Here is a 22692-nt window from a genome sequence, read left to right as displayed (position 1 = left end):
TATCTAAGATTATTAATGTCCTGTATTGTTTTGGTTCGGCGATTCCGTGGTAGGAGGGGTTGTTGTTTCATTCCCGCTATTTCCCGTTCCCTCTGAGGTATTGCCTTGTTGTGGGTTGTTTGGCTCGTTCGAATTGCCAGCCCCGCCATTCGTTGCGTTGCCACCGCCGGAATTGCCGCCGGCCCCGGCGCCCGACTCACCGCTGATGCCTCCTTCGTAGGTTCCGTAGTTTTTACGGTTGTAGCCCAACTCGGAGTATGACGATTTGGCGCCTGTGCCCCATGTGCCGTCAGGCCCGCCGATCTTGCCTTCGTCCTTGGCCACAGGGAATGCTTCGTTGGGTGTGTTGGCCAGTGCCTGCTTCATATATTCCGTGAAAAGATGCACCGGATAGTCGCTGCCGTTGCCGAAGTACCCGATATTGGGCATTTCCAGGGGCTTGCCCTTGTTGTTCGGGTCGGGGTTCCACATCGCGAACACGGTCACGGTGTTCGGCGAGAATCCTGCAAAGCTGCCTGCCGTTGAGTCGTTGGCGGTGCCGGATTTGCCGGCCACGGCCTTGCCTATCTTGAGCGCTTCGGTCGCGGTGCCGTATTGCACGGTTCCCGTCATCGCCTTGGTCACGAGGGCGGCGTCGTTGGCGCTGAAGACCCTCGTGGTGTCGGTGGGCGAGCGGTACATATCCTTGCCCTGCGAGTCCTTGACGGACGCGACGATGTGCAGCGTTGGTTTGTTGCCTTGGTTGGCGATGGTGGAATAGGCCTGTGCGATGTCTTCGACGTGCACGCTATCGTTGCCTAGTACGGTGAAGGCGTTGTCTCCGGTCACGAGCTGTGGGTCCATGCCCGCGGCCTGGGCGGTCTGGGCCACCTTCTTGGTTCCCAGATGCTGCTGCAGGTCCATGTAGATGGTGTTCACCGAATTCGCTGTGGCGTTGTAGAGGTTGGTGTAGCCGAAGCTCTGGTTGCCGAAGTTCTGCACCGGCGTGTTGATGTTGGTGAAGGTTCGCGGGGAATTGCCGTTGAAGGTCGTGCTGAGGTTGACGCCTTCCGCGACCGAGGCCATCAGTGCGAACGGCTTCATTGTCGACCCGGGTTCGTAGAGGGCCTGGGTCGCGTTGTTGAGTTGCTTGGTCAGGTAGTCGTCACCGCCGTAAAGCGAGATGATCGATCCGTCCTTGGGATTGACGCTCATACCGCCGATTTGCACGCCGGCAGGCACCAGCCCGTTGCCGTCCTGCGAAGGGCTGGCGACCTTGAACATCAGGTCCTGCTTGCCTTTGTCGATAGTGGTGACGATGTTGTAGCCGCCGGTGTCAAGGTCGTCACGCGTAAAGTTCCCGCTGCTGGTCAGCTCGTCACGAACCATCTGCAGAATGTAACCGTTCGTGCCTTTGTAAGAGCTTTGCTGCGATTGCGGGGGCACAGTCGGTGGCATTTGTTTGGCCGCCGCCGCGTCCTTTGCGCTGATGTAACCCTGCTTTTCCATAATCCCGATGACTCGGGTGAAACGTTGCTGCGCGCGTTTCGGGTTCACTGCCGGATCCCATGTTGAGGGGGCGGGAATGATACCGGCCAGCAACGCCGATTCGGGCATCGTCATGTCTTTGGCGTCTTTGTTGAAATAGGCCTTTGAAGCCGCCTCGATGCCATAGGCCCCGCGGCCCAGATAAATCGTGTTCATATAGTTGCACAGGACCTTGTCCTTGTCCTGCGAACGTGTGATTTTCATTGCCAGAATGGCTTCGCGCACCTTGCCGGAGTATGAGTGGGTGTCGCCCATATAGTAACGTTCCGCATATTGCTGGGTGATGGTGGAGGCACCTTGCCTTGCTCCGCCGCTTACGTTGTTGAGCAGCGCGCGTACGATACCCTTGAAATCGACGCCGGTATCTTTATAAAAGCTCTGGTTTTCCGAAGCGACCATGGACTGCCCCACGTATTTGGGCAGAACGTTACAACTGATGATTTCGCGATTCTGTGTAGCAAAATCGCCGACCGGAGTAGTGCCGTCGGCGTAATAGACCTTGGTTTTTTCGGCCATCGCAATCTTTTCCGGCTGCGGGATTTCGGTGGTGGCGTAAAGATAGGCGAACACGCCGATTCCGGCGGCAATAAGGACCGCGAGAATCCCGAACGTCCATTTGAGGATACGATGCTTATGCTTCTTGGGCGCCTTGCGTTGCGGGCCGTGCTGAATCGGATGTTTGTTCCCATTCCGCCGTTTGTTCGCGCTATTGGCCTTACGGCGCGAGTATTGGTTGCGCGATGCCTGGGCGCTCTTGTGCCTGCGTTTGGGCTTAGCTCTGCCTGAGCTTACCGAACGCGCCATAGCTGTGCGAAACTCTGTAACCATGCCAACTACCGTAACGGTTGCCCCTGAAAAACTACTGAGATTTGCGGGCAGAAATTATTTTTGTGTGTAGTTTCGATGACGAAAAACCGAAGAGTGACACAATTCATATTATATTCTTTTCAAATTTGCATTGAGAATATTCGCAGGCTGTATCGCATGGTTGATTAGTATATATTAATAAACATGGTTACATTGTTGCCCGTGCACAGCGTGTACTGCTGCCCTTCTCTTCATGGTGGGCTAAACTCATAAGTGGAATTTTGCACGTGAAATAAAGGAGTCGATATGAGTATTCGCGTGGCAGTGGCAGGTATTGGTAACTGCGCCTCCTCCCTGATTCAGGGTGTCGAGTATTACAAGGACGCGAAGGATGACGAGAAGATCCCCGGCCTGATGCACAATAACTTCGGTGGCTACCGGGTTCGCGATATTGAGTTTGTGACGGCGTTCGACGTCGATGCCCTCAAGGTGGGCAAGGATATCTCCGAGGCCATCGGGGCTTCGCAAAACAACACCTATAAGTTCTGCGACGTGCCGAACAAGGGCGTCGAGGTGCTGCGCGGGCCGACTTACGACGGCCTTGGCGAATATTACCGTCAGATGATCACCGAGTCCGATGCCGAGCCGGTTGATGTGGCCCAGGTATTGAAGGACAAGAAGGTCGATGTGCTGGTCAGCTACATGCCCGTCGGCTCGGAACAGGCCGACAAGGCCTACGCGCAGGCCGCGATGGATGCCGGCTGCGCATTCGTCAACTGCCTGCCTGTCTTCATCGCTTCCGATCCTGAGTGGGCGCAGAAGTTCCGCGATGCTGGCGTGCCGATTATCGGCGACGACATCAAGAGCCAGGTCGGAGCCACCATCACCCACCGTGTGATGGCCCGCCTCTTCGAGGACCGCGGCGTGCGCCTCGATCGTACCTATCAGCTCAACGTCGGCGGCAACATGGACTTCATGAACATGCTGCAGCGCTCGCGTCTCGAGTCCAAGAAGGTCTCCAAGACCCGCGCCGTCACCTCGATCGTGCCTCACGAGATGGATCCGCATAACGTCCACATCGGCCCGTCCGACTATGTGGCGTGGCTCGACGACCGCAAGCTCGCGTTCGTGCGTCTGGAAGGCACCACCTTCGGCGATGTGCCGATCAGCCTCGAATACAAGCTTGAGGACTGGGATTCGCCGAACTCCGCCGGCATCGTCATCGACGCCGTGCGTGCCGCCAAGATCGCGCTCGACCGTCACCTCTCCGGCCCGATCCTTGCGCCGAGCTCCTACTTCATGAAGTCCCCGGCCGTGCAGCACGAGGACTCCGAGGCCCGTCAGCTGGTGGAGAAGTTCATCGCCGGCGAGGTCGAGGCCAATGAGTCTGAGCTTGATGCCGATGTGAAGTCTGCCAAGGACAACGGCAAGGACGTCTGGCACGCCTGAGTCGTTTCAGCATTGAAACGCTGAAACGCAGAAAAACGAATACATAATATTGTGGGGCTGCAACCTTGAATTGGTTGCAGCCCCACAATCGTTATTGATTTGGCACTTTATCGGTTTTGTATTACTTTATTTGCTCAGTAGAGGAGCGACCTGCTTTTCGTAGGCGATGAGGGCGCTGTTGATGACCTGGTGCATGTCGTAGTAGGCATAGGTTCCGAGGCGTCCACCGAAGACGACTTCCGGTTCCTTGGCCGCCAAATCCTTGTAGCGCTGGTAGAGCTTCTGGTCATCGGTGGTGTTGATGGGGTAGTAGGGCTCGTCGTCGCGGCCGGCGGCGCGGCTGTACTCCTCCCATACCACGGTCTTGTCGGGGTTCTGCTGCTCCTTGCGCTCCGGGTTGAAGTTCTTGAACTCGATGGCGCGGGTATAGGGCACGTCGCCGTCCACGAAGTTCATTACCGGGCAGCCGAAGTGGTCGCCCTCGTCGTAGCGCCGCTCCTTGAAATCGACGGTACGCCATTTCAGGTCGCCCAGCTGGTAGTCGAAGTACTTGTCGACCGGGCCGGTGTAGACCACGGGCACGCGGCCGACGACGGCCTTCTTGTTGAACGGCTGGCTTTCATCGAAGAAGTCGACGCCGAGGGTGACGTGGATCTTCGGGTCATCGATCATGCGCTGCATCCAGGCGGTGTAGCCGTCGGTGGGCAGGCCCTCCCAGGTGTCCTTGAAATAGTGGTTGTCGTAGTTGAAGCGCACGGGCAGACGCTTGATGATCGACGCTGGCAGGTCCTCCGGCGCGGTCTGCCACTGCTTGCTGGTGTAGTTCTTGATGAACGCCTCGTAGAGCGGCCGGCCGATGAGCTGGATGCCTTTGTCGTTCAAATTGCTCGGGTCGGTTCCGGCCAGTTCGCCAGCCTGCTTCTTGATGAGCTCCTGAGCCTGCGCCGGCGTGTAATGAGCGTGGAAGAACTGATTGATGGTCCCCAGGTTGATCGGCATTGGGTAGACCTCGCCGTCGTGCGTGGCGTAGACGCGGTGCTGGTAGTCCGTGAATTCGGTGAAGCGGTTGACGTAGTCCCACACGCGCTTGTTGGAAGTGTGGAAGAGGTGCGCGCCATATTGGTGAATCTCCGCCCCGGTCTCTTCGTCCATATAGGAGTAAGCGTTGCCTCCGATATGCGGCCGGATGTCGATGATCTCGACGGTGTGCCCGTTCTCTGCTGCCTGTTGAGCGACCGTAAGTCCGAAAAGTCCCGCACCCACTACGAAAAGATCGGGTAGATTCCTGTTTTCGCCGTTGGCCATTGTGTTTCCTTTTTGCCTCTATGTTTTCGTGACGTCGTTACCAGCAGCATACGTTTGTGCATGCTCGTGGTAATTGTAATTTCCATAGTACTCGACAGGTCGTTGTTATCGACCGGCCATCTTTTGCCGTGTTGACTTTTCGGGTTGGCCAGGCGTTATACGCAACGGAGATTTCTGTTTTCATTGCGTGATAGTTTTTAAAACTTTGCAAGATGCGCGTCCAGTCCGGGCATGGGGTATACTGGTTAAGCCTTCACGTGGCGTTATGTCACCCAAACCCCCCAGGGCAGGAATGCAGCAAGGGTAAGTGGCCTCTGTCGGGTGCGTGAAGGTTTTCTCGTCTTTAATCAAGCGGGTCGGAGCCGATTCTGATTGGCGGTTTGATAATAGGTATCGGAGCCTTCTTAGAAAGCGACTACACCGGCCTTTAGACTTTGAACTATGGTTATGAGTGGGAATGGTGTTTTGGATTTCAGCGATTATGCCGCAATGAATGCGGTGAAAACGATGCTGGATGATCCTTCCGAGAAGGTTTCCCGCTCACTTTTGGTGGCGGGGGCACCAAGCTGCGGCAAAACCGAGTTCGCTCTTGCGGCGACGCTCGAAGGGATTTCTCGATACGGTGATTCCAAGGTTTTTATGGCGGTTTCGGGGCGCCAGACGGCGGACAAACTTTCTGACCGAGTCATTCGCGCTGTTGGTTCTGTTTCCAGCGCGCGGCCGGTGACCACGCTTTCGGCCATCGCTTTCCGTCTGCTTTCCGTTCAGCGTGAAAGTAAACGTGAGCCGTCGCCGAAATTGTTGAATGGCGCGGAGCAGGATGCGCTTTTGCGACAGGTGGTCGCGGTGCATGTCAGGCACGCCAGGTCGGGCGAGTTGTGCGATACCTGCGAGCTCATGCGGCAGTATTTCGCCGCCGACGATTGGGTGAATACCGTTTATGGGAATGACGGAAGTGAGGCGGGCGGCAGATCACGTGGCTCTGTGTCCGGTCAACAAGCGACGAACGCTGCGACTCCCGAAACTCAGCCTCGTTCAACGTCGAAAGGCATCGGTTCCAGTGATGTTCTGTTCGCACGGGGAATCAACGATGCTTTTGTAATGCAATTACGTGACATGCTGGCTCGTATGGATGAGCTGGGATTGAGTGCCGAGCGCGAGGACGAAGTTCTCGAGATGCTTGTGGATTCGCAGAATTCCGAGCAGGGATATAGCTTGCGAATCGAACGACTTGGCATCCAGTGGAGGCTGGCGTTCGCGCTACGACGCGAGTATGCGCAGGCGGCAATTGACGCTTATCCGGAGGAGTTCCGGCTTGATTCCTCACGCCTTTTGGTCGAAGGTGCGCAGGTTGCTGCAGCGGTTGCCGATACCACACTTCCGAAATTTGTGGTGGTCGACGATTTTCAGGATTTGACGCTTGCGGGGTTGGCGTTCCTCGAGGCGCTCGCGCGACGCGGTGTAAAGCTGCTGCTGGTCGGCAATCCCGACGAAGCCGTGCAGACCTTCCGTGGTTCCTACCCAGAATATCTGTTCGCGCGCGTGCAGCAGCCTCCGCTTTCGGCCGAATCGATGAACTTGCCTGTTCGCCAAATTCATAAGGGTGATGATTCTTCATATCTTGACCTGCTGGCTTCGCGCGTCTCGCTGTCCATCGCCGCGAACGAGGATACTTCCGTCGCGTTGCCGGATCGTCCCGGAAAACTGCCGCGTCTAGCAGGTAGTCTTCCCATTGCACCGCTTGATGTCAATGATTCCAAACTGAAGGATGGCAGCGTAAGAGCTGCGCTTTACCGCAACCAGCGTGAGGAGCTGGACGATGTGGTCTGGCGCATCAAAGAGGCGCATCTTTCGGCCGGTCGCCAATGGAACGATTTCGCGCTGATCGCCCACGACAACGACACGGTGCGTGCGTTTGGTGAGCGGTTGCGTAGCGACGGGGTACCGGTGCGCTATTCCGCGGTCACCAAGCCATTGAAGGACGACCCGAGTGTGCAAGGCCTATTCGCGCTGTTGGAGTTGGCGAAGCTGCGTCATGACGGCATCGATGCTTCCAATATGTCGTTGAGCGAGACCGGAAGATATGTACGTAGCCGCGTGCAGACCGTACTTGAAAGCCCGCTGGTGAGCCTGCGTTCGGCGGCGGCTTACGCCCCGTCCTCGCCAGCACGCTTGGCACCTGTGGAATCGGTGATGAAGGCCATCGCGTCATTGGCGCAGGTGGTCGATGGTCAGATGAACGCTCAGCTCCCATTGGAAGACATCGACGAAGACGAACAGGCTTTGGATGTCACTGCGCAGCTCCCACGCCTGCAAGCTGCGTGGCTTGGATTGCGCGAGCGGATTGCCTCCCAGCGTCCGACAAGCGATATCAAGGTGGATAATAGCCTTGTTGAGAATGAAACCGTCGAGAACGACGCTGACATGCCGTTCGGCTTGGATGCGATGTATGTCATGCTCGCTTTCGGTGGTGCCGAGCAGGAAGCGGGCTCTGCGGCTGATGACGATACTTCCGATACTTCCGGTGATGGTAAGAGTGAGGTTGACTGCGCTGGGCGGGAAGACAATGCTGCCGCCGATGCCGAATCTGTATTGCAATTGATTGGCAAGGTGGGTGGTGACGCCTCGGTGCGCGCTTTCGCCCACGTTTGGGATTTGGTGGACAAGGTCGAGCAGGGAATGGCCGCCTTGCCGAGCCGTGAGCCGCAGTATGCGCTTTCGGTGGCCTGGGACGCGTGCCATGTGGCCAATGCTTGGCAGGTGGCTGCGTTTGCAAATAACGCCGATGGTCGTGCCGCCAACGACAGACTCGATGTGATGATGAGGCTTTTCGCTTACGCTTCGGGTTCCGGCGCGAAGCAAAGTGTCGAGGATTTCATTGCCAGCGTGCGTTCGATGCGTATTGAGGCGGATTCGTTGGCCAAGGTCGCGCCTATCGACGAGGCCGTCACGTTGACCACCCCGGCTGGTGCCGCAGGAAGTCATTGGCCTTTCGTTTTCATCGCCGAAATTCAGCAGGATGTCTGGCCGAATCTTGCGGCTCGTAATACGATGTTTGGTGGCGAGAATCTAGCCGATATCGTCTTGCATGGCGGGATGCGAGACGGGCGTGAACCCAGTATGGCCGGAACTGATCCGGAACTTGCCCAAGTTCTTTCAGCCGAACAGAAAAGCTTCTTGGTGGCGCTGACAAGGGCCAGTGAGCGGGTGACGCTGAGCGCTGTGCTGAGCGATGATACCGTGCCGTCCGATTTTCTCTATACCTACGCGCCTGAATACTTCGATCGCATGCGCGATGCCGACCTTCAGACCAGAAATTACACCCAACTGGCGGATTCCGGACGCTTTGCCGGGCTCGACACCGACCCGCGCGGGCTTGTGGCAGCGTCCCGTATCGAGTTGATGCGTCAGGCAGATGCAAGCGGAACTGAAACCAGCCAAACTGATGAAGTCATTAACGGTGAAGCCGGCAAAAATGCGGGCACGGCCGGTATCGAGGCTGATTCCTCACAATCAACTGTCGGGCTTGATATGGCATCTTCCGCGCGGGCTCGTGACGCTGCAGCGTCGTTGGCATTACTTGACGATGCCGGACTCGAGGCAGCCGATCCCGATAGCTGGCCATATACCTTCGGTACGCAGTCCTCGCAGAACGCCCCACGGAATAATGAGCCATCGCCTTGTGCGCCAACGGTAACGCTTTCGCCGTCGCAGGTTGACCGCATCTGGGCCTGCCCGGTCTGCTGGATGCTCGAAAGCCAGTTCGCCGGTCCGCGCCCGTCAAATGCTGCCACCAGTTTCGGAACGTTGATTCACAAGGTGGCCCAGCTTGCCAGCGAGGCCGGCCTCGACGCCCCGGATTTCACGGCAGGCAGTTCGCAAGACGAACGTATCAAAGCCATCACTGCTCAGATGATGGATATGTATCACGAGCTTGCCAGCGATTTTGACGAGATCGACGATCCAGAGCAACGTTATCGTGCGGAAAGCAAGGATGAGGGTGCCGAGCAGACGCTTACCGATATCGCTACGTATTTTGTAACTTCGAATGATAAAGATTATCCGTACGGAAATCTTAAGAATTTCCCTGTCGGTCGTCTCCAACGTGTGGATAGTGAGTACGAATTCGCCGCACGATTCGGTCTTGACGATATTTGCGCGGCCTATAACGCCATCGATGGCATTGATCCAGTAAGCAATGACGACCTTGCCGGCATCATGGGTGTGCTCAACGGCGGTTGGCCGGAGGGCATGAGCCTGGATTTGCAGATACGTCTGACCGGTCGCATTGACCGCATGGAATGGCGGGATTTGGGAGATGGCAAGGGGCATGTGCGTCTGATCGATTGGAAAACCGGGCATGCGCATACGGCCAAGCAGATGTTCAACGACCTGCAGCTGGTCTGCTATCAGCTCGGTCTGGCTTTTCCGGAAGCGAATCAGTCGGAGAAAAACGACGGCGAAAGCGGTACTTCCGCGGTGCTGCCCAACGCCGGATTGCATGGTGCACAGGCGCTCAAGGCCATGCCCGACATCACCCAGAGTGCCCTGTTCGATGTCGATTCGGCCACGGCTCCAGCGCTTGGCTACCGGGTTCCGGAAACCCTTTTCCAGCCGCCTCTGTTCCACGCGGGTGCGCTGAACAGCACCGGTTTTACGCCTCGCAGCCATTATTCCGATATACGGAAACTGGCGGATTCGCGTGATTTGCCGACCGAAGCGCCAGAAGGCGTGGGTGTGCATGTCTGGGAGCAGTTCCTCTCGTTGCGTGGCACCCAAGCTGTGTGGGCGCTGACCATGATTTCGCGAATCTTCTACACCGCTGCCGCCTCCCGTTCCAGCGTTTTGGTCGCACGCCCGCAAGCCGACCACGTGGCTTGGTGCAATATGAAAACGGTGTGCCCGGCCTGCGCCGGCGAGGTGGATACGGTCTATGAAGTGAGGAGGGGCTGAGATGACGAACGACGATAAACTGTCCCGATTCAACGGCATTAATGGCGTGCGCGTCGGTATGGGGGTACCCAATAGTATCAGTCGCAGCGATAACGGAATGCGAAATAAAGCAGATAACACTGACGGAAACGCTGTGAGACCAGAGGCGCCAGCGGATATGGCAAGACGTCAATTGGCCGGTGATTTCGACGACGCGAGTCGAACTGCGACCGACAGCCCTGAGCAGGCCGCGGTTATCAACGCGCCGGAGGACGCCGACGTCTTGGTGGTCGCAGGTGCCGGGTCCGGCAAGACCTACACCATGACTCGTCGTATCATCAACCTCATCAAGGTCGGTGTTCCGCCCGAGAAAATCCTCGGTCTCACTTTCACACGTAAGGCCGCCTCCGAGCTTCTAAGCCGCGTCTCGAACGCCGTTGCCGAAAACGCTCGAATGACGGAAGCCGAAGCGAATATTGCCGGTACGAATACTGCCGGCACCCAGCGTCGCCCCAACGTATTCCTCAAGCCGCAGGTTTCCACCTACGACGCTTTCTTCCAGTCCATTGTGCGGCAGTACGGCCTTCTGGTTGGCTTCGACCAGAACACCCAGCCGTTGAGCGAGGCCGGAGCCCACCAGTTGGCCGTCACCGTCATCGATGAGAACATGGATATTTTGCGAGGTCAGGGATTTGGCGGTTTCTCCGATATCGTTTCGAAAGTCTTGGATCTGTCAAATGCCATCAGCGGTTCGATGATTGGCGAACATTGCACAAGTGTGCCCGAGGCCATCGCCCGTATTCGCGCTTGGGACCAGGCCTTCATCTCGCAGATGGACACGGCCATTGGCGACGAGGTTGTTCCTGAAGACGAGCCGAAAACCGGCAAACCGCCGAAGCGCAGGAAAAAGGACACCGACGAGCAATTCGCCGATCGCATCGCCGAATATCGCGAGGCTTTCCATAAGCTCGCCGTCTATCGCAGTGCGGGGTTGCGCGATGTCGCACGAAAACGTGAAGTTTTGCTGACTCTGGTCGAGCGTTACCATGAGCGCAAGCAGCAGCTCAATATGGCGGAATTCAACGACTTTACGGTAGCTGCGTATGCGCTGATCACCCGTTTCCCGTCAATCGGGGAGCGGCAACGCCGACGCTATACGCACGTCCTGCTCGATGAATATCAGGACACATCCACCACACAGGCTGCGCTGATTGCAGCATTGTTCCATCCTGATGATTCTCAGTCGGGGAAGATGGGCGATTTGGGTTCTTCGAACAATGTTTCGTTGGAAAATCTATCTTCGACGCGTTCGCATGGTTCAAAGCCGGCCTCAAGCAGTTCTGCGGTCAACGCCGTCGGCGATCCTTTCCAGTCCATTTATGCCTGGCGAGGCGCAAGTCCTGGCGCCTTCCGCATGTTCGAGCGCGATTTCGGCATGGACGAGACCGCCAAGCCGTATTCGTTGAGCGTCACCCGGCGCAACTCGCGGGTGGTGCTGGAAGCGGCCAACGACCTGACCCAGCCGTTGCGCACCCCAGACCGTATTCCCTCGAGCTCGCCGATGCACGAAGTGCAGGTGCCGGCGCTGACCACGATTGACGACGCCAAAGAGGGCACGTTGGGCGTGCTCGGTTTCGATACGCTTGGCCAGGAAATCGATGCCGTCGTGCGGTTTGCGAAAGTCTCCATCGCCCGTCACACTCCGACTGATCCAAACCAAAAGGATGTTCGTCCGCATGTCGCTGTTCTCTTCCGCGGCAAACAAAATATGCCCCAATTCGCCGAAGGTTTGCGCAAAGCCGGATTGACAACGCTGACCGTCGGGTATTCGGCCCTATTGGATCGTCCCGAGATCCGTGACGTGCTTGCCCTATTGCATGTCCTGGCCGACCATACTGACTCAGGTGCCCTGATGCGGCTCCTGGCTACGCCGCGTTTCGGCTTGGGCAGCAATGACCTGAGTGCTTTGGCCAGGCTCGCCAGCCGTCGTAACGACGAATACCGGTTCCGTGCGTTGGTTGAAGCTGGGCTGGTGCCGGGTAATACCAAGCCGGGCGAGCAGGCGAAACTGGTGGCCGAACATCGAGATCAGGTGCCCAACATGGTCTTTCTCGCTGATGTCTTGATGGATGACAAGCTTGAATCCTCTCTGGATTCGTCCCGCATCGCCTCGCTTTTCACCGTTTCCGGGCTTAAGTCCATTCGTCACGCCTCCCGGGTCTTGAGGCAGGTCAACGCAGTCGTCAATCATTCACTTACCGAAATCATCGAAACCGCAATAGAAGCGCTCGATCTTGATATCGACACGGTCGTCTCGCAGGCCTTGCAGGGATCCGGCAGACTGATAGAACCGGCGTTGGCGCGCTCGCCGATGAACGCCTTGCTGGATTTGGTCACTACTTATACGCAGGAAATTACGGAAGGTGCGGCACCGACGCTGCGTGGGTTCATTTCCTGGGTGGATTCGCTCAGTAGCATCCCCGATGAAATGGCCGCGGTCCCCAGCGACCCAGTCGACGTTGTGCTGATGACCATTCACCAGTCCAAAGGTCTTGAGTGGGATTCGGTGGCCATCGTCGGTATGAAAGCCACGAGTTTTCCGTCCAATCAGGGCGACAGGCTGAAGATCGTCTTGGATGAAGACCATATTGGCGGCCTGCGTAATGGAGTCTGGCAGTCGCCACAATATCATGAGACGGCCAACACTTGGCTTGACAATCCGGCTGCGGTGCCCGTCCCGGTGCGTGCCGATGCGGATATCTTGCCCCGTTTCCCGCACGATGCAAAGGTCGGCGACGATCCGGTTGCCGGTTTATCTCAACTGGATAACGCAGAAACCGTGGCGAATGAGTCGGAGGGGCTGATGCGCGCCCTCGATGCGATGGATTGCGGAGACGACAGTATACCGGATGTGGGTGAAGTCTCAGCGTCTGCCGATGACGGCGCGAATTATCTTTCTCAGCAGGAGGAATACGGCCGCAGGCTGCACGCCGACGAACGTAGACTCGCCTACGTAGCGTTGACGCGTGCGCGTGAAGAAGCGCTGATGACATACAGCCGTCACGCCGAGCTTTCGCGTGACCCCGAGGCTGCTGGTGTGGGGCACGATTCCAAGCCGTCGAATTTCTTTTCCGAGGTACAAGACGCTTTGACCTATCGCGATGATGTGGTGGCTATCGAGGTGGATGAGAATATCGACGCCGCTGAAAACGATAACGATGACAATCTGATAAAGCCGAATGTCGAAGCTGCGGGTATTGAAGATATATTACAAAGCGATAATTCGGTGGTTGCCGAAAGGGATGATACCGAAAGCAATGATACCGAAAACAAAGATGCTGAAAGCGGCGCGGAGGTCAATTCGCCGGTTTCGCGGACGTTGTCGGAACTGAACGCGTCGAAACCGGACGGTTTATTCGTCGGTGCGCACGCGAAAGAATACGAACAGGCCATCGTTGAGGACGCATGGCAGACACCTCTTGATGAGGACGAGAACCTGCGTGAAGGCGAACCGTTACCATGGCCCGCTTCGATGAGTGAGGGAATGGCGCGACGGTTGCGTCGTTCGGCGGCGCTGACGAAGCAGATGCGCGAGCGCCTCGTTGCGGAAGTCGAAAACGATCCTGTGACGCAAACGGTCGATAATATAGCCGTCGACCTGCCGGAAGACCAATCGCTGGCCAAACGCACGCAGATGCTGCTGGCCGATGACGATTTGATGCCATCGTTGCAAATCGCCCCAAGTGCCTCACTGCCCGAAAACGCCAACGCACTAGACCTCGAGGTGCGTCGCCGAGGTGAGCGCATTCTCGCCACCAGACGCCAGAACGTCACCTCGTTGCAGGCCAGCACCGGCAACATGAGCAAGCGGGAGAGTGAGAATTATTGGCGCGCTCTGGTGCGCCCGATTCCGCGAGTGGCTTCGCCCGCCGCGCAAGCCGGAACGCGTTTCCATGCCTGGGCCGAGCGTTTCATCAATGCGTTCGGTGCTGATGAGGTTGCCGATATTCCTGTAGATGATGGCATTTCGGCCGTAGCCGCGGGTAGCCAAAACGAAACCCGAACTTCGCTGATAGCTGGACTTGAGCAGGCCGAGCAACACCCGCAAGCCGATCAAAGCGCGACAGACCGCAAGATTCTCGACTGGGAGCGCAGGTTGGTTGATGGTCGTTGGGCAGCCCGGCATCCGTATGCCGCGGAAGAGCAGATTGTCGTCGCCATCCCTGAACTTCAAAATCGCATTGTCAACGGCAAGCTTGACGCGGTTTTCTATGGTGGGCTTGACGAAAACGACCCGACGAAACGATTCACGATAGTCGATTGGAAAACAGGCAATAAGCCGACGAAACCCGAGGACATCGACCGAAAACTGGTCCAGCTCGATATGTATCGGCTGATGTTTGCGCAGATGAAGAATATCCCGTTGGATAGTATAGATGCCACATTATATTACGTAAGCGATGCCCGTGAGGACCAGCGCGAGATACCCGCGCAACCCAAGTCCAAGCCTGAGATTCTGAGGGAATTGAGTGCCGGGATTCCGTTCATTAGCGATGAAGATTAGGCATTTGCGATAGGTATGTATGTTAGTTGGTGCTATATTGTGTGATGCTTGTCGCTCGGCAGGTTTTGAAAACCACGGACAACGCGGGTATGGCTCGCAGCGTAATGGACTATGGGTATGATGTAGTGGTTTTGATTTTGACTTGGCTTTCAATGAGAGCTTCTGGCCGGAAGGTCGATCGCCGCGTTGGTAGGGCTGACGGACGGTAGAGGGCGAATAACTATGGAGGGATACGGACGTATGGAGAATGTTGCGAAAGGTGATGCTGGAATCGGAGTGGTTTATTCTCCGATGATCTGGAGTGATGTGGAGGCCATCACCAGGCAGTTCGATGAGACTTGGGGCCATTACGCACCGTTTGGCAACGATAAGAAGCTTTCGATGCTGCTTTCCTATCATTTCGTATTGCACTATATCGAGCCGGCAACCCGTGGCGAGATCGCCCACAAAAACGGTCAATTCATGGGAGTCGTTCTTTCTCGCGTCGTTGGCCAGCCGGTGATGTTCGGAAACGTTGCGCAGGAAATGGCGAAAATCGACGAACGGCTCAACTCCACTCCGGCAGGGCATAGAGCACTCGCGGACCTCGAGCTTGGTTTCGAGATCGAGCGGCGTATGGAACGCCAGACCGACATCAACGACAAGGCGCCTGCTGAGGTAGAGCTCTTCCTGGTGTCCTCGGCTTCCCGCGGCCATGGCGTAGGCGGTCAGCTGTGGAGCCGTACCATGGATTACTTCGAGCGTTCGCATGCGCCGGCCTTCTATCTGCATACCGATTCGGATTGCGACGTGAGTTTCTACGACCGTCACGGCATGAAGCGCATCGCCGAACGAGAAGAACAGCGTCACCCCGATGACGGCCGCGACCCGCAGATGGCCCCGAGCAAGATGTATATCTATGCCGGTGTTCCGGGAAGGGTGAAGCAGACCGTAGCGTAAACGACTGCTAAAAACAAGCGTAAAGCGGTATGAAGCTATCGCTGGTGTAATGCAGGCAATGTTCGCTGTCGGATGTTCTTGCTTTCACCGGAATTCGGAAGGCGGCTTTGTGCCGCTTTTCGCATATTTTCATGGGTTATTCGGCGGTTTGCTTCAGCGCAAACCCCTGAGTTACGCTGCAGGCTTTTCGTCCGAGCCGGTTGGATAGACTGGATATATACACTGGGAATATCGAATTATGTGGTTGGCAAGTGCGTGGTGATTCGATGGTTTTTGGCATCCAATTGTGCGATTTCGATGCCGCCATGATCATCTTGTCTTGCCGGAAAGGATTGATGAGGAGTGACTAATGCAGGTCGTAGCGTGTCGAGCCAGCGTCACAAGTCGCCGTATGGTCGGCTTTTCGCAATACCCGGTGCCAAAGCGTTCTGTATTTCCGGGGCGGTGGCGAGGCTTCCGATTTCGATGATGAGCTTAGGGATCGTGCTGGCGCTGAACCATATGTACAATAACTGGACGATCGCCGGCACGATGAGCGCGGTGTATATTTTGGCAGTCGCAGCCGTCACGCCGCTATACGCTCGTCTTTTCGACCGGTTCGGCCAGCACAAGATCGGCTGGGCGGCTTTGGGCCTTTCCGTGGTGTTCATGCTTGTTTTCGCTCTCGCCGCCTGGGCTCGCGTCTCGATTCCGGTCCTTTTCGTCCTTGCGATTCTTATGGGCTGCACTCAGTTTTCGTTCGGGGCCTTGGTGCGTACCCGCTGGGCCTACGCGCTGCGCGACCCGAAGGATGCCGATCTGCTTGACACGGCCTATGCGCTCGAGGCCGGCATCGACGAAATGGTCTTTATTCTCGGGCCGATTCTTGCCGCGTTCCTCGCGACTTCTGTAAGTCCCGTCTCTCAGCTTTTTGTGCCGACGATTGCCTGTGCCATCGGCGGGTCTGTCTTTTTCTCGCTGAAAGATACCCAGCCTCCCGTCATCGAAACCGTGTCCGTTGTCGCCGCGTCGCCGACCGATAAGGACGTGAAGGCCGCATCCGAAAACCTCGGCGGCACGCAAGGTTACCGGCTTGACGAGGACGGCGTCAGCCTTCACCAGTTGCATACACATGCCGGCAAACCGAAAAGCGTGTTACTTTACGCCGGCATCATCCCGCTTCTGGTCGTTTTCGTCGTCTTCAACATGAGCTTCAACGAGTTCGATGTTTCGGTCACCGCGATGATGAAGGCCATCGGCCGCGAGCAGCTGCTTGGCCTGCAGCTGGCGATGTTCGCCGTCGGTTCTTGCATCGGTGCCTTTATTTTCGGCTCCAAGAAGCCGAAAGGCTCGAATTGGCAGCACATGGTGGTTTTCCTTACCTTGCTGACCTTCGGCTACGTCTTCTGCCGCTTGGCGATGGACAATCTCATCTTGCTGGGAATTGCCTCGGTCCTCTCTGGGCTTTGTGTCTCGCCGCTTTTCGCCACCGGCAACCTCATCGTCAAAGACATCGTCCCGCCGAGCTCGCTGACCGAGGGTCTTTCCTGGGTCACCACCGCCGGCTCAGTCGGCACGTCGTTCGGTTCCTCGCTTGCCGGTATGGTGCTCGACGTCTCCAGCCCCCACGTCGGCTTGCTGTTGCCCATCGCCACGACCTTCGCTGCTGTTCCCCTGGCTGCCTTGGGCTGGTTCCTTGCGCGCAAGCATAACGCGCAGGCATAGCGTGTAGGCATAACGCCATAACGCGTAGGCATAGCGTGTAGGCATAGCGTGTAGGCATAACGCCATAACGCGTAAGCATTCTGCTGTCTCTCGCGCTTGCAATCTTCATTTTTTGGGCCTCTTGGCGCACCAAGAGGCCCATTTTTTAAAGAATCACCTTCTATTCTCTTAAAAATCAACCTCTTGGCGCACCAAGAGGCGTGAAATAGTAAGAATGAGCCCTCGTTCTTACTAAAACGGACTACTTGGTGCGCCAAGAAGGTCAAATAACAAAGAATTGGGTATCTATTATTTTAAAAAATCGGGGATGTATGCTTCAGAGGTCTCAGAAAAGAGTGTTTGGCTATCCCTAAATAGCTGGTGCGACTAAAGAATCCTGTATCCCTGTCCGGCATTGCTCAACTTCGGGATGAAAATGCCGGTGTTGGTCAGGGAAGGGGAATGGATAGCTCACTCCTTTATGAAAATACTTTAAGATTTGAAATCATGGGAATGTTCGTGACGCCCCAATGAGGCCCCATCTCTTCTTGTAGGAGGGCAGGAGCGTTTTGTGATTGCATTGCGCTTCTGGTACTTTCTTTTCAGCAAAAGAGTGTCACCATTTTTGAGTAATTGCCGATCGGAGAAGGCTTCATGTGTTACCACTCGTTTTCCGGAATTCTGTTGTAATGCGGCAATGATGTTTTGAGCGATTTCCGAGCGTGGTCCGGTTTCAGAAAGTTCTTTTAGATCCTTTGCATATACTGTAATGATTTGCCATCCTGATTTCCGCAGACGTTGGCGCTTATGGGTATCAGCAATTATCTGTTGCTCAGAAAAGTGATAGTGCCCGTCGTATTCAAGGCCAACTCGGTACTTGCTCCACGCCAAGTCGATTGACCAGTTGTGTTGTTCTTCGACATCGAAGACCTGAGCGTTGACCTCCATTCCTCCCAGGCCGATTCGCTCAAGTTGCATTCGCAGCCTGCTCTCCATCGACGAGTCCGTGTTTGGCCGCATAAAGAGTAGAGCCGACTTGCATTTTGCCAGTTGAGGAGTGTTGGGTTGGAATTCATTGATTGACTTCCGAAAAGCTGCAGGTGTCATGCGCCTCAAGGACGAATTTTTACGCATCATGCTATCTCCCACGACCACAAGTTCCTCCCAATTGATATATGGGGACATCTGCCACCAGGCCAGAGCGGGAGGGGCTGATGCAATATAGTCCTCGATGTCTAGCGGCTCGTAGTGGATTCTAGTGCTATGGCAAGTAATCAAATTGGAATCAGGTAGTCGTCTAGTATGTTGACGATTGCTAAGAATATGGATTTTATTGTTTTTATTGGAGAGCGGCAAGGGCAATTCGACTCTTAACAATTTAAGCGCCGTTGTGTGGCTGACGATGATTGGTTCACCGAATATAGGCGCTAAACCACGTAAAACATCCATTGTCTCTTCGTAAGCAGCCTCAAGCTGTTGATGAGCGAGGCTTTCCGTCCGATATATCGTTGTCATAGCGGCAGTCTAAATGAAAATCAACTTTTACCGTGCCAAAAACGACCACTGTGGTCGAATGCTAGGGGTTATCCACATTTCGGGCGTGTCGTTTTTTTACAAAATTTTTGGGTTCATTTTCTAAATTATGTCTATTTGGACCCTCTTGGCGCGCCAAGTACCTCATTTTCTAAAGAATTACCCTCTATTCTCCCTCAAGTTGGCTTCTTGGCGCGCCAAGAGGGTCGAAAAATGAAGAATGAGTACTCAATCTTCGAAAAATTGAGGGCTTGGTGCGCCAAGAGGTCAAAAAAACGAAGAATGGAGGAATTTGGCACTGAGTGGTTGTTGTACCATAAAGAGAAGGCAAACTTTTATATTTATATTGCAATAGATGGTGAATTGGAGAAAAATGATCAAGGTTTCAGTGGTCGGGGCACAGGGTCGCATGGGTGGCAGCGTGGTCGAGGCCGTCAAGGCCACAGACGATATGGAAATCGCGCAGCAAATTGGCGAGAACGACGATATCGCTGCCATTACTCCTGAAAATACAGATGTAGCAGTGGAATTCACCGTTCCGGCCTCATCGCTGGCCAACGTGTTGAAGCTCGTGGCGCAGGGCGTCGATGTAGTGGTCGGCACCACCGGCTGGACCGACGAGAAGCTTGATCAGGTCAAGGCGGCGCTCGCAAAGTCCCCGCGTCAAGATCAGGCTGTGTTCATCGCGCCGAATTTTGCCATTTCCGCCGTCCTGGCAGACAAGTTCGCTGCTGAAGCCGCGAAATACTTCACTTCGGCCGAGGTTATCGAGCTGCATCACCCCGACAAGGTCGACGCGCCTTCCGGCACCGCCATTCACACCGCTCAGGCGATTTCCGAAGCCCGTCAGAAGGCCGGTTGCGCCCCGATGCCCGATGGTACACAAGGCGAGGCAGCCTCCCGTGGCCAGGTCGTCGACGGCGTGCATGTTCATGCCGTGCGGCTGCAAGGCCTAAACGCCCACGAGGAAGTCCTGTTGGGCAACACCGGCGAGCAGCTGGTCATTCGCGCCGACAGTTTCGACCGTGCCTCCTTCATGCCCGGCGTCCTGCTCGCGGTGCGCAACATCGCCTCGGGCGCTCACTCCGGCCTCACCGTCGGTCTCGACGCCTTCCTCGACCTCTAGGAGTCGTGCTTGCAGACGCCTGATAACCAAGAGTCTGATATTCAAGGTTCAGCCGCTGTCTCATCTTCAGTGGAACGGGAAGGCTCAGCTGCTGTCTCATCTTCAGTGGAACGGGAAAGCTCAGCTGCTGCCTCGCCACCGGTGGAACCGGAAGACTTTGCTGCCGTCTCGTTCCCAGTGAAACATAAAGGCTTTGCTGCCGTCTCGCTAGCAGTGGAACCGGAAGACTCTGCTGCCGCCTTGCCCGAGTCGGAGAGGACTAGTGCTGCCGAGGTGTCTGAAACCCCGCCGTTACAGTCCTCGCATGGCTCCAGTCAGCGGGTATCCTGGATCGACACGGCCAAGGGCATCACCATGTTTCTCGTGTTCTTCGGCCATCTCAACGCCACGTGGTTCCCCGCGCTGGCCTCAACGATCGGCGCCATCTTCCTCTTCCACATGCCCGCGTTCTTCGTGCTCAGCGGCATCTTCTTCCGCCCCGAAATGAGCTTCCCGCACCTGGTGAAGCATCGCGCCTGGCAATTGCTCGTGCCGTATTACATTTTCTCCGCGCTGTTGCTCGGTCAGACGCTGGGCAAGGACGTGCTGCCGGCCTTTTACGCAGGTCGTCCCGGCCGACAAGGCACCTTGTGGCAAGACGTGGTGGCGATCATCTTCAACACCACCGACGGCCTGTGGTTTCTTTGTTCGTTGTTCACCGCCTCGCTGCTGCTGTGGTGCATCGTCCGTGTCTGCGGCGAGCGTTTCTTAATCCCTATCGCGTTGGTGTTGCTGGTGGCTGATGCCGCGGTCCGGCATGTGCTCACGCGCCCTTTGCCCTTCACGCTCAACCAGGTACTCAGCTCCACGGCCTATCTCGCACTCGGTTTCGCCTGCCGAAAGGTGTTGCTCGCGCTGACCCGTCGCCGCGCCGCCTTGCTCACTCTGATCTGTGCGCCAATTTTCCTTTGCCTCGCATGGCTTTCCACGCTTCCGCTGGTCAACGCTCGATGGACGTTGACGTGGACAGTCTCCATTCTCGCGTCATTGTTCGGCACTGGCATGCTGCTTGGGCTCTCGCGTCTGCTCCCGGTATTGCGGCCGGTCACGTTCGTCGGCCGCTCGACGCTGATTTATTATTCCCTCAACGACATCATGCTCAAGGTCTGCAAGCTTGTCGTCTTCAAGCTGGTCCCGGTGGCCTCGGCCTCGTTGCCCGCTTTCGGTCAGTTCGCAGAAGGTCTTTTCGTCGTCCTCCTCGCCATGGCGCTGGTCGGTTTGCTTGTGCCGTTGCTGAAACGCTACTTGTGGTGGACCGTCGGCCTTTCCGGTCCGCAGCGCAAGAGCCGCAGAACAGGAGTCGCGGCGAGTCGCAGAGCTTGAAAGTCGATGCCGTTTAGTCGTGTGAAGGCATGGTCAGAGCGAATAGTAGCTAGGCGCTTGCGATGCCGTTGATGCATTATGATGGTGCTGTCAACGATAAGCGATGTGGATTGCCTGAACTTTTGTGGAGACGACGTGGATTACGACGATGGCGTAGATGAGGCGAGAGAAGGAAAGCCCGACGACGCGGCTTCCGCAAATTCGGCTACCCCTATCGCAGCTACAGCAGACACAACGGTCACGGTCACTGCAACTCCGACCACTTCATCCGCAGCGACGATCGTCTCAATCTCGGCCACTTCGGCCATGGGCACTGTCACCGATACCGCAACCGTGGAAGGCATACCATCCGCGCATTCTGGTGAGGTAACCTCGCGTCAACGTATCGCCTGGATTGATGTCGCCAAAGCCCTCACCATGTTTCTGGTGGTCTACGGCCATCTCAACACTGACTGGCTGCCCGGCCCAGGCATCTCCATCGGCGTCATCTACCTGTTCCACATGCCGGCCTTTTTCTTTCTGAGCGGCATTTTCTTCTCCGCCAGCCGCTCGTTCGCCTCGCTCGCCAAACATCGCGCCTATCAGTTAGTGATACCGTATTATTTCTTCGCGGCGTTGATGTTCATTAAAAAGGCGGTCGGGATTTTCGCCTCGTGGTTGCGGCTTAGGGACGGCGCTGGCTCGACAGTTGCGTTCAAAAACCTGCTCAAGAATCAGATTCCGATACTTTTTAATACCACTGACGGCCTTTGGTTTTTCTGGTCCTTGTTCGTTGCGTCTCTGCTGCTCTGGTGCATCCTCAAACTCTGCCGTGGCCGTTTTCTTATTTTGATTTCGTTGGTATTGCTGGTCGCCGACGCAGTAGTGAGACATTGCATTGTAACTCCTTTGCCGTTCAGTCTCAATCGCGTGCTGAGTTCCACAGCTTACTTGGCGTTGGGCTATGTCTGCCGCGCGAAGCTGCTGAAGCTCACCCGTAGGCAGGGAGCTGCGCTGTTCGTGGTGTGCGGCGCGGTGTTCGCCGTGCTGGCTTGGGCATCATTCGTCGTAACCCCCGGAAAGCCTTGGCTGTTTGTCGCGCTGCTGTCGGCGGTTGCCTCGCTTTTTGGCATCGGCATGGTGGTCGGTTTCTCCAGAATGGTACCCTCGTGGCGCGCATTGAGGTTCGTGGGTGAGGCGACCCTGATTTATTACGCTATCAACAATCCGGTTTTGAACCTTTGCGAGCACGTTTTCGCAGGATTCGTCAACGTCCCGTTGCCGGCACTGCCGATGTTCTGGCAGGATATGTTAGGTGTATTACTTACCGCAGCGGCCATGCTGGTGATAGCCGCTCTCGTCCCGTTGATCAAGCGTTACCTGTGGTGGGGCGTTGGATTGCCGAATCCGAGACGTGCGGCAAGGCGGGTTGCCTAAATCGTTGGGGCATCGGTTTGCGGTTCAAGCGGTTCAAGCGATTCCAACG

11 protein-coding genes and 1 other RNA gene are annotated in these 22692 nt (G+C 56.2%); 9 read left to right on the top strand and 3 right to left on the bottom strand.

The features are described 5' to 3' along the window. Positions 1 to 12 precede the first annotated feature (12 nt). Entirely contained in the window at positions 13 to 2355 is a 2343-nt protein-coding gene (locus OZX70_RS07260) for a transglycosylase domain-containing protein (protein ID WP_277180307.1), read from the bottom strand. Between the two features lie 285 nt (positions 2356 to 2640). Here OZX70_RS07260 and OZX70_RS07255 point away from each other — a divergent pair, with 285 nt between their 5' ends. Continuing rightward, positions 2641 to 3783, top strand: a complete 1143-nt coding sequence (locus OZX70_RS07255; protein ID WP_277180305.1) for an inositol-3-phosphate synthase — start codon at positions 2641 to 2643, stop codon at positions 3781 to 3783. A 126-nt stretch (positions 3784 to 3909) separates the two neighbouring features. Here the strand turns inward: OZX70_RS07255 and glf are convergent, their stop codons facing one another. Next, positions 3910 to 5088, bottom strand: a complete 1179-nt coding sequence (gene glf / locus OZX70_RS07250) for a UDP-galactopyranose mutase (RefSeq protein ID WP_277180303.1) — start codon at positions 5086 to 5088, stop codon at positions 3910 to 3912. A 244-nt stretch (positions 5089 to 5332) separates the two neighbouring features. On the opposite strand from glf, the gene ffs reads away from it, so the two are divergent. The 5 genes from ffs (at position 5333) to OZX70_RS07225 (ending at position 17227) form a co-directional block, all read left to right on the top strand. After that, an RNA gene (ffs, locus tag OZX70_RS07245) (signal recognition particle sRNA small type) lies at positions 5333 to 5429 on the top strand. 106 nt (positions 5430 to 5535) lie between these two features. Next, on the top strand, positions 5536 to 10041 hold the full coding sequence (locus tag OZX70_RS07240) for a PD-(D/E)XK nuclease family protein (protein ID WP_277180302.1): 4506 nt from the start codon (positions 5536 to 5538) through the stop codon (positions 10039 to 10041). Between the two features lie 157 nt (positions 10042 to 10198). Further along, positions 10199 to 14584 carry a UvrD-helicase domain-containing protein gene (locus OZX70_RS07235; protein WP_277180300.1) on the top strand — a complete coding sequence of 1462 codons (4386 nt, stop codon included), beginning with the start codon at positions 10199 to 10201 and terminating at the stop codon, positions 14582 to 14584. 222 nt (positions 14585 to 14806) lie between these two features. Next, complete coding sequence (locus tag OZX70_RS07230; RefSeq protein ID WP_277180298.1) at positions 14807 to 15523, top strand: GNAT family N-acetyltransferase; 717 nt, start codon at positions 14807 to 14809, stop codon at positions 15521 to 15523. A gap of 342 nt (positions 15524 to 15865) precedes the next feature. Then, the gene (locus OZX70_RS07225) at positions 15866 to 17227 is read left to right on the top strand and encodes an MFS transporter (RefSeq protein WP_348519431.1); all 1362 of its coding nucleotides are present in this window, start codon (positions 15866 to 15868) and stop codon (positions 17225 to 17227) included. A 471-nt stretch (positions 17228 to 17698) separates the two neighbouring features. On the opposite strand, the gene OZX70_RS07220 is transcribed toward OZX70_RS07225, so the two are convergent. Further along, a complete protein-coding gene (locus tag OZX70_RS07220; protein WP_277180296.1) occupies positions 17699 to 18721 on the bottom strand; it encodes a hypothetical protein in 1023 nt (340 codons plus the stop codon). Between the two features lie 391 nt (positions 18722 to 19112). Between OZX70_RS07220 and dapB the strand changes: the two genes are divergently transcribed. The 3 genes from dapB to OZX70_RS07205 all read left to right on the top strand — a co-directional run bounded on the left by dapB (position 19113) and on the right by OZX70_RS07205 (position 22643). Further along, a complete protein-coding gene (gene dapB / locus OZX70_RS07215; protein ID WP_277180294.1) occupies positions 19113 to 19865 on the top strand; it encodes a 4-hydroxy-tetrahydrodipicolinate reductase in 753 nt (250 codons plus the stop codon). A gap of 9 nt (positions 19866 to 19874) precedes the next feature. Beyond that, complete coding sequence (locus tag OZX70_RS07210; RefSeq protein WP_277180292.1) at positions 19875 to 21227, top strand: acyltransferase family protein; 1353 nt, start codon at positions 19875 to 19877, stop codon at positions 21225 to 21227. 135 nt (positions 21228 to 21362) lie between these two features. After that, positions 21363 to 22643 carry an acyltransferase family protein gene (locus tag OZX70_RS07205; protein ID WP_277180290.1) on the top strand — a complete coding sequence of 427 codons (1281 nt, stop codon included), beginning with the start codon at positions 21363 to 21365 and terminating at the stop codon, positions 22641 to 22643. Positions 22644 to 22692 lie beyond the last annotated feature (49 nt).

Source organism: Bifidobacterium sp. ESL0732, assembly GCF_029395535.1.
GTDB lineage: Bacteria > Actinomycetota > Actinomycetes > Actinomycetales > Bifidobacteriaceae > Bifidobacterium.
Note: the sequence above shows the minus strand (reverse complement) of the source record. Positions and strands in the feature narration are given on the sequence as shown.

What these genes read in the sequence shown, in the direction of transcription:
- OZX70_RS07240 (WP_277180302.1), top strand. Translation starts at nt 5,536, where the DNA reads ATGAGTGGGAATGGTGTTTTGGATTTCAGCGATTATGCCGCAATGAAT.
- OZX70_RS07220 (WP_277180296.1), bottom strand. Translation starts at nt 18,721, where the DNA reads ATGACAACGATATATCGGACGGAAAGCCTCGCTCATCAACAGCTTGAG.
- dapB (WP_277180294.1), top strand. Translation starts at nt 19,113, where the DNA reads ATGATCAAGGTTTCAGTGGTCGGGGCACAGGGTCGCATGGGTGGCAGC.
- OZX70_RS07235 (WP_277180300.1), top strand. Translation starts at nt 10,199, where the DNA reads ATGGCAAGACGTCAATTGGCCGGTGATTTCGACGACGCGAGTCGAACT.
- OZX70_RS07230 (WP_277180298.1), top strand. Translation starts at nt 14,807, where the DNA reads ATGGAGGGATACGGACGTATGGAGAATGTTGCGAAAGGTGATGCTGGA.
- OZX70_RS07260 (WP_277180307.1), bottom strand. Translation starts at nt 2,355, where the DNA reads ATGGTTACAGAGTTTCGCACAGCTATGGCGCGTTCGGTAAGCTCAGGC.
- OZX70_RS07255 (WP_277180305.1), top strand. Translation starts at nt 2,641, where the DNA reads ATGAGTATTCGCGTGGCAGTGGCAGGTATTGGTAACTGCGCCTCCTCC.
- glf (WP_277180303.1), bottom strand. Translation starts at nt 5,088, where the DNA reads ATGGCCAACGGCGAAAACAGGAATCTACCCGATCTTTTCGTAGTGGGT.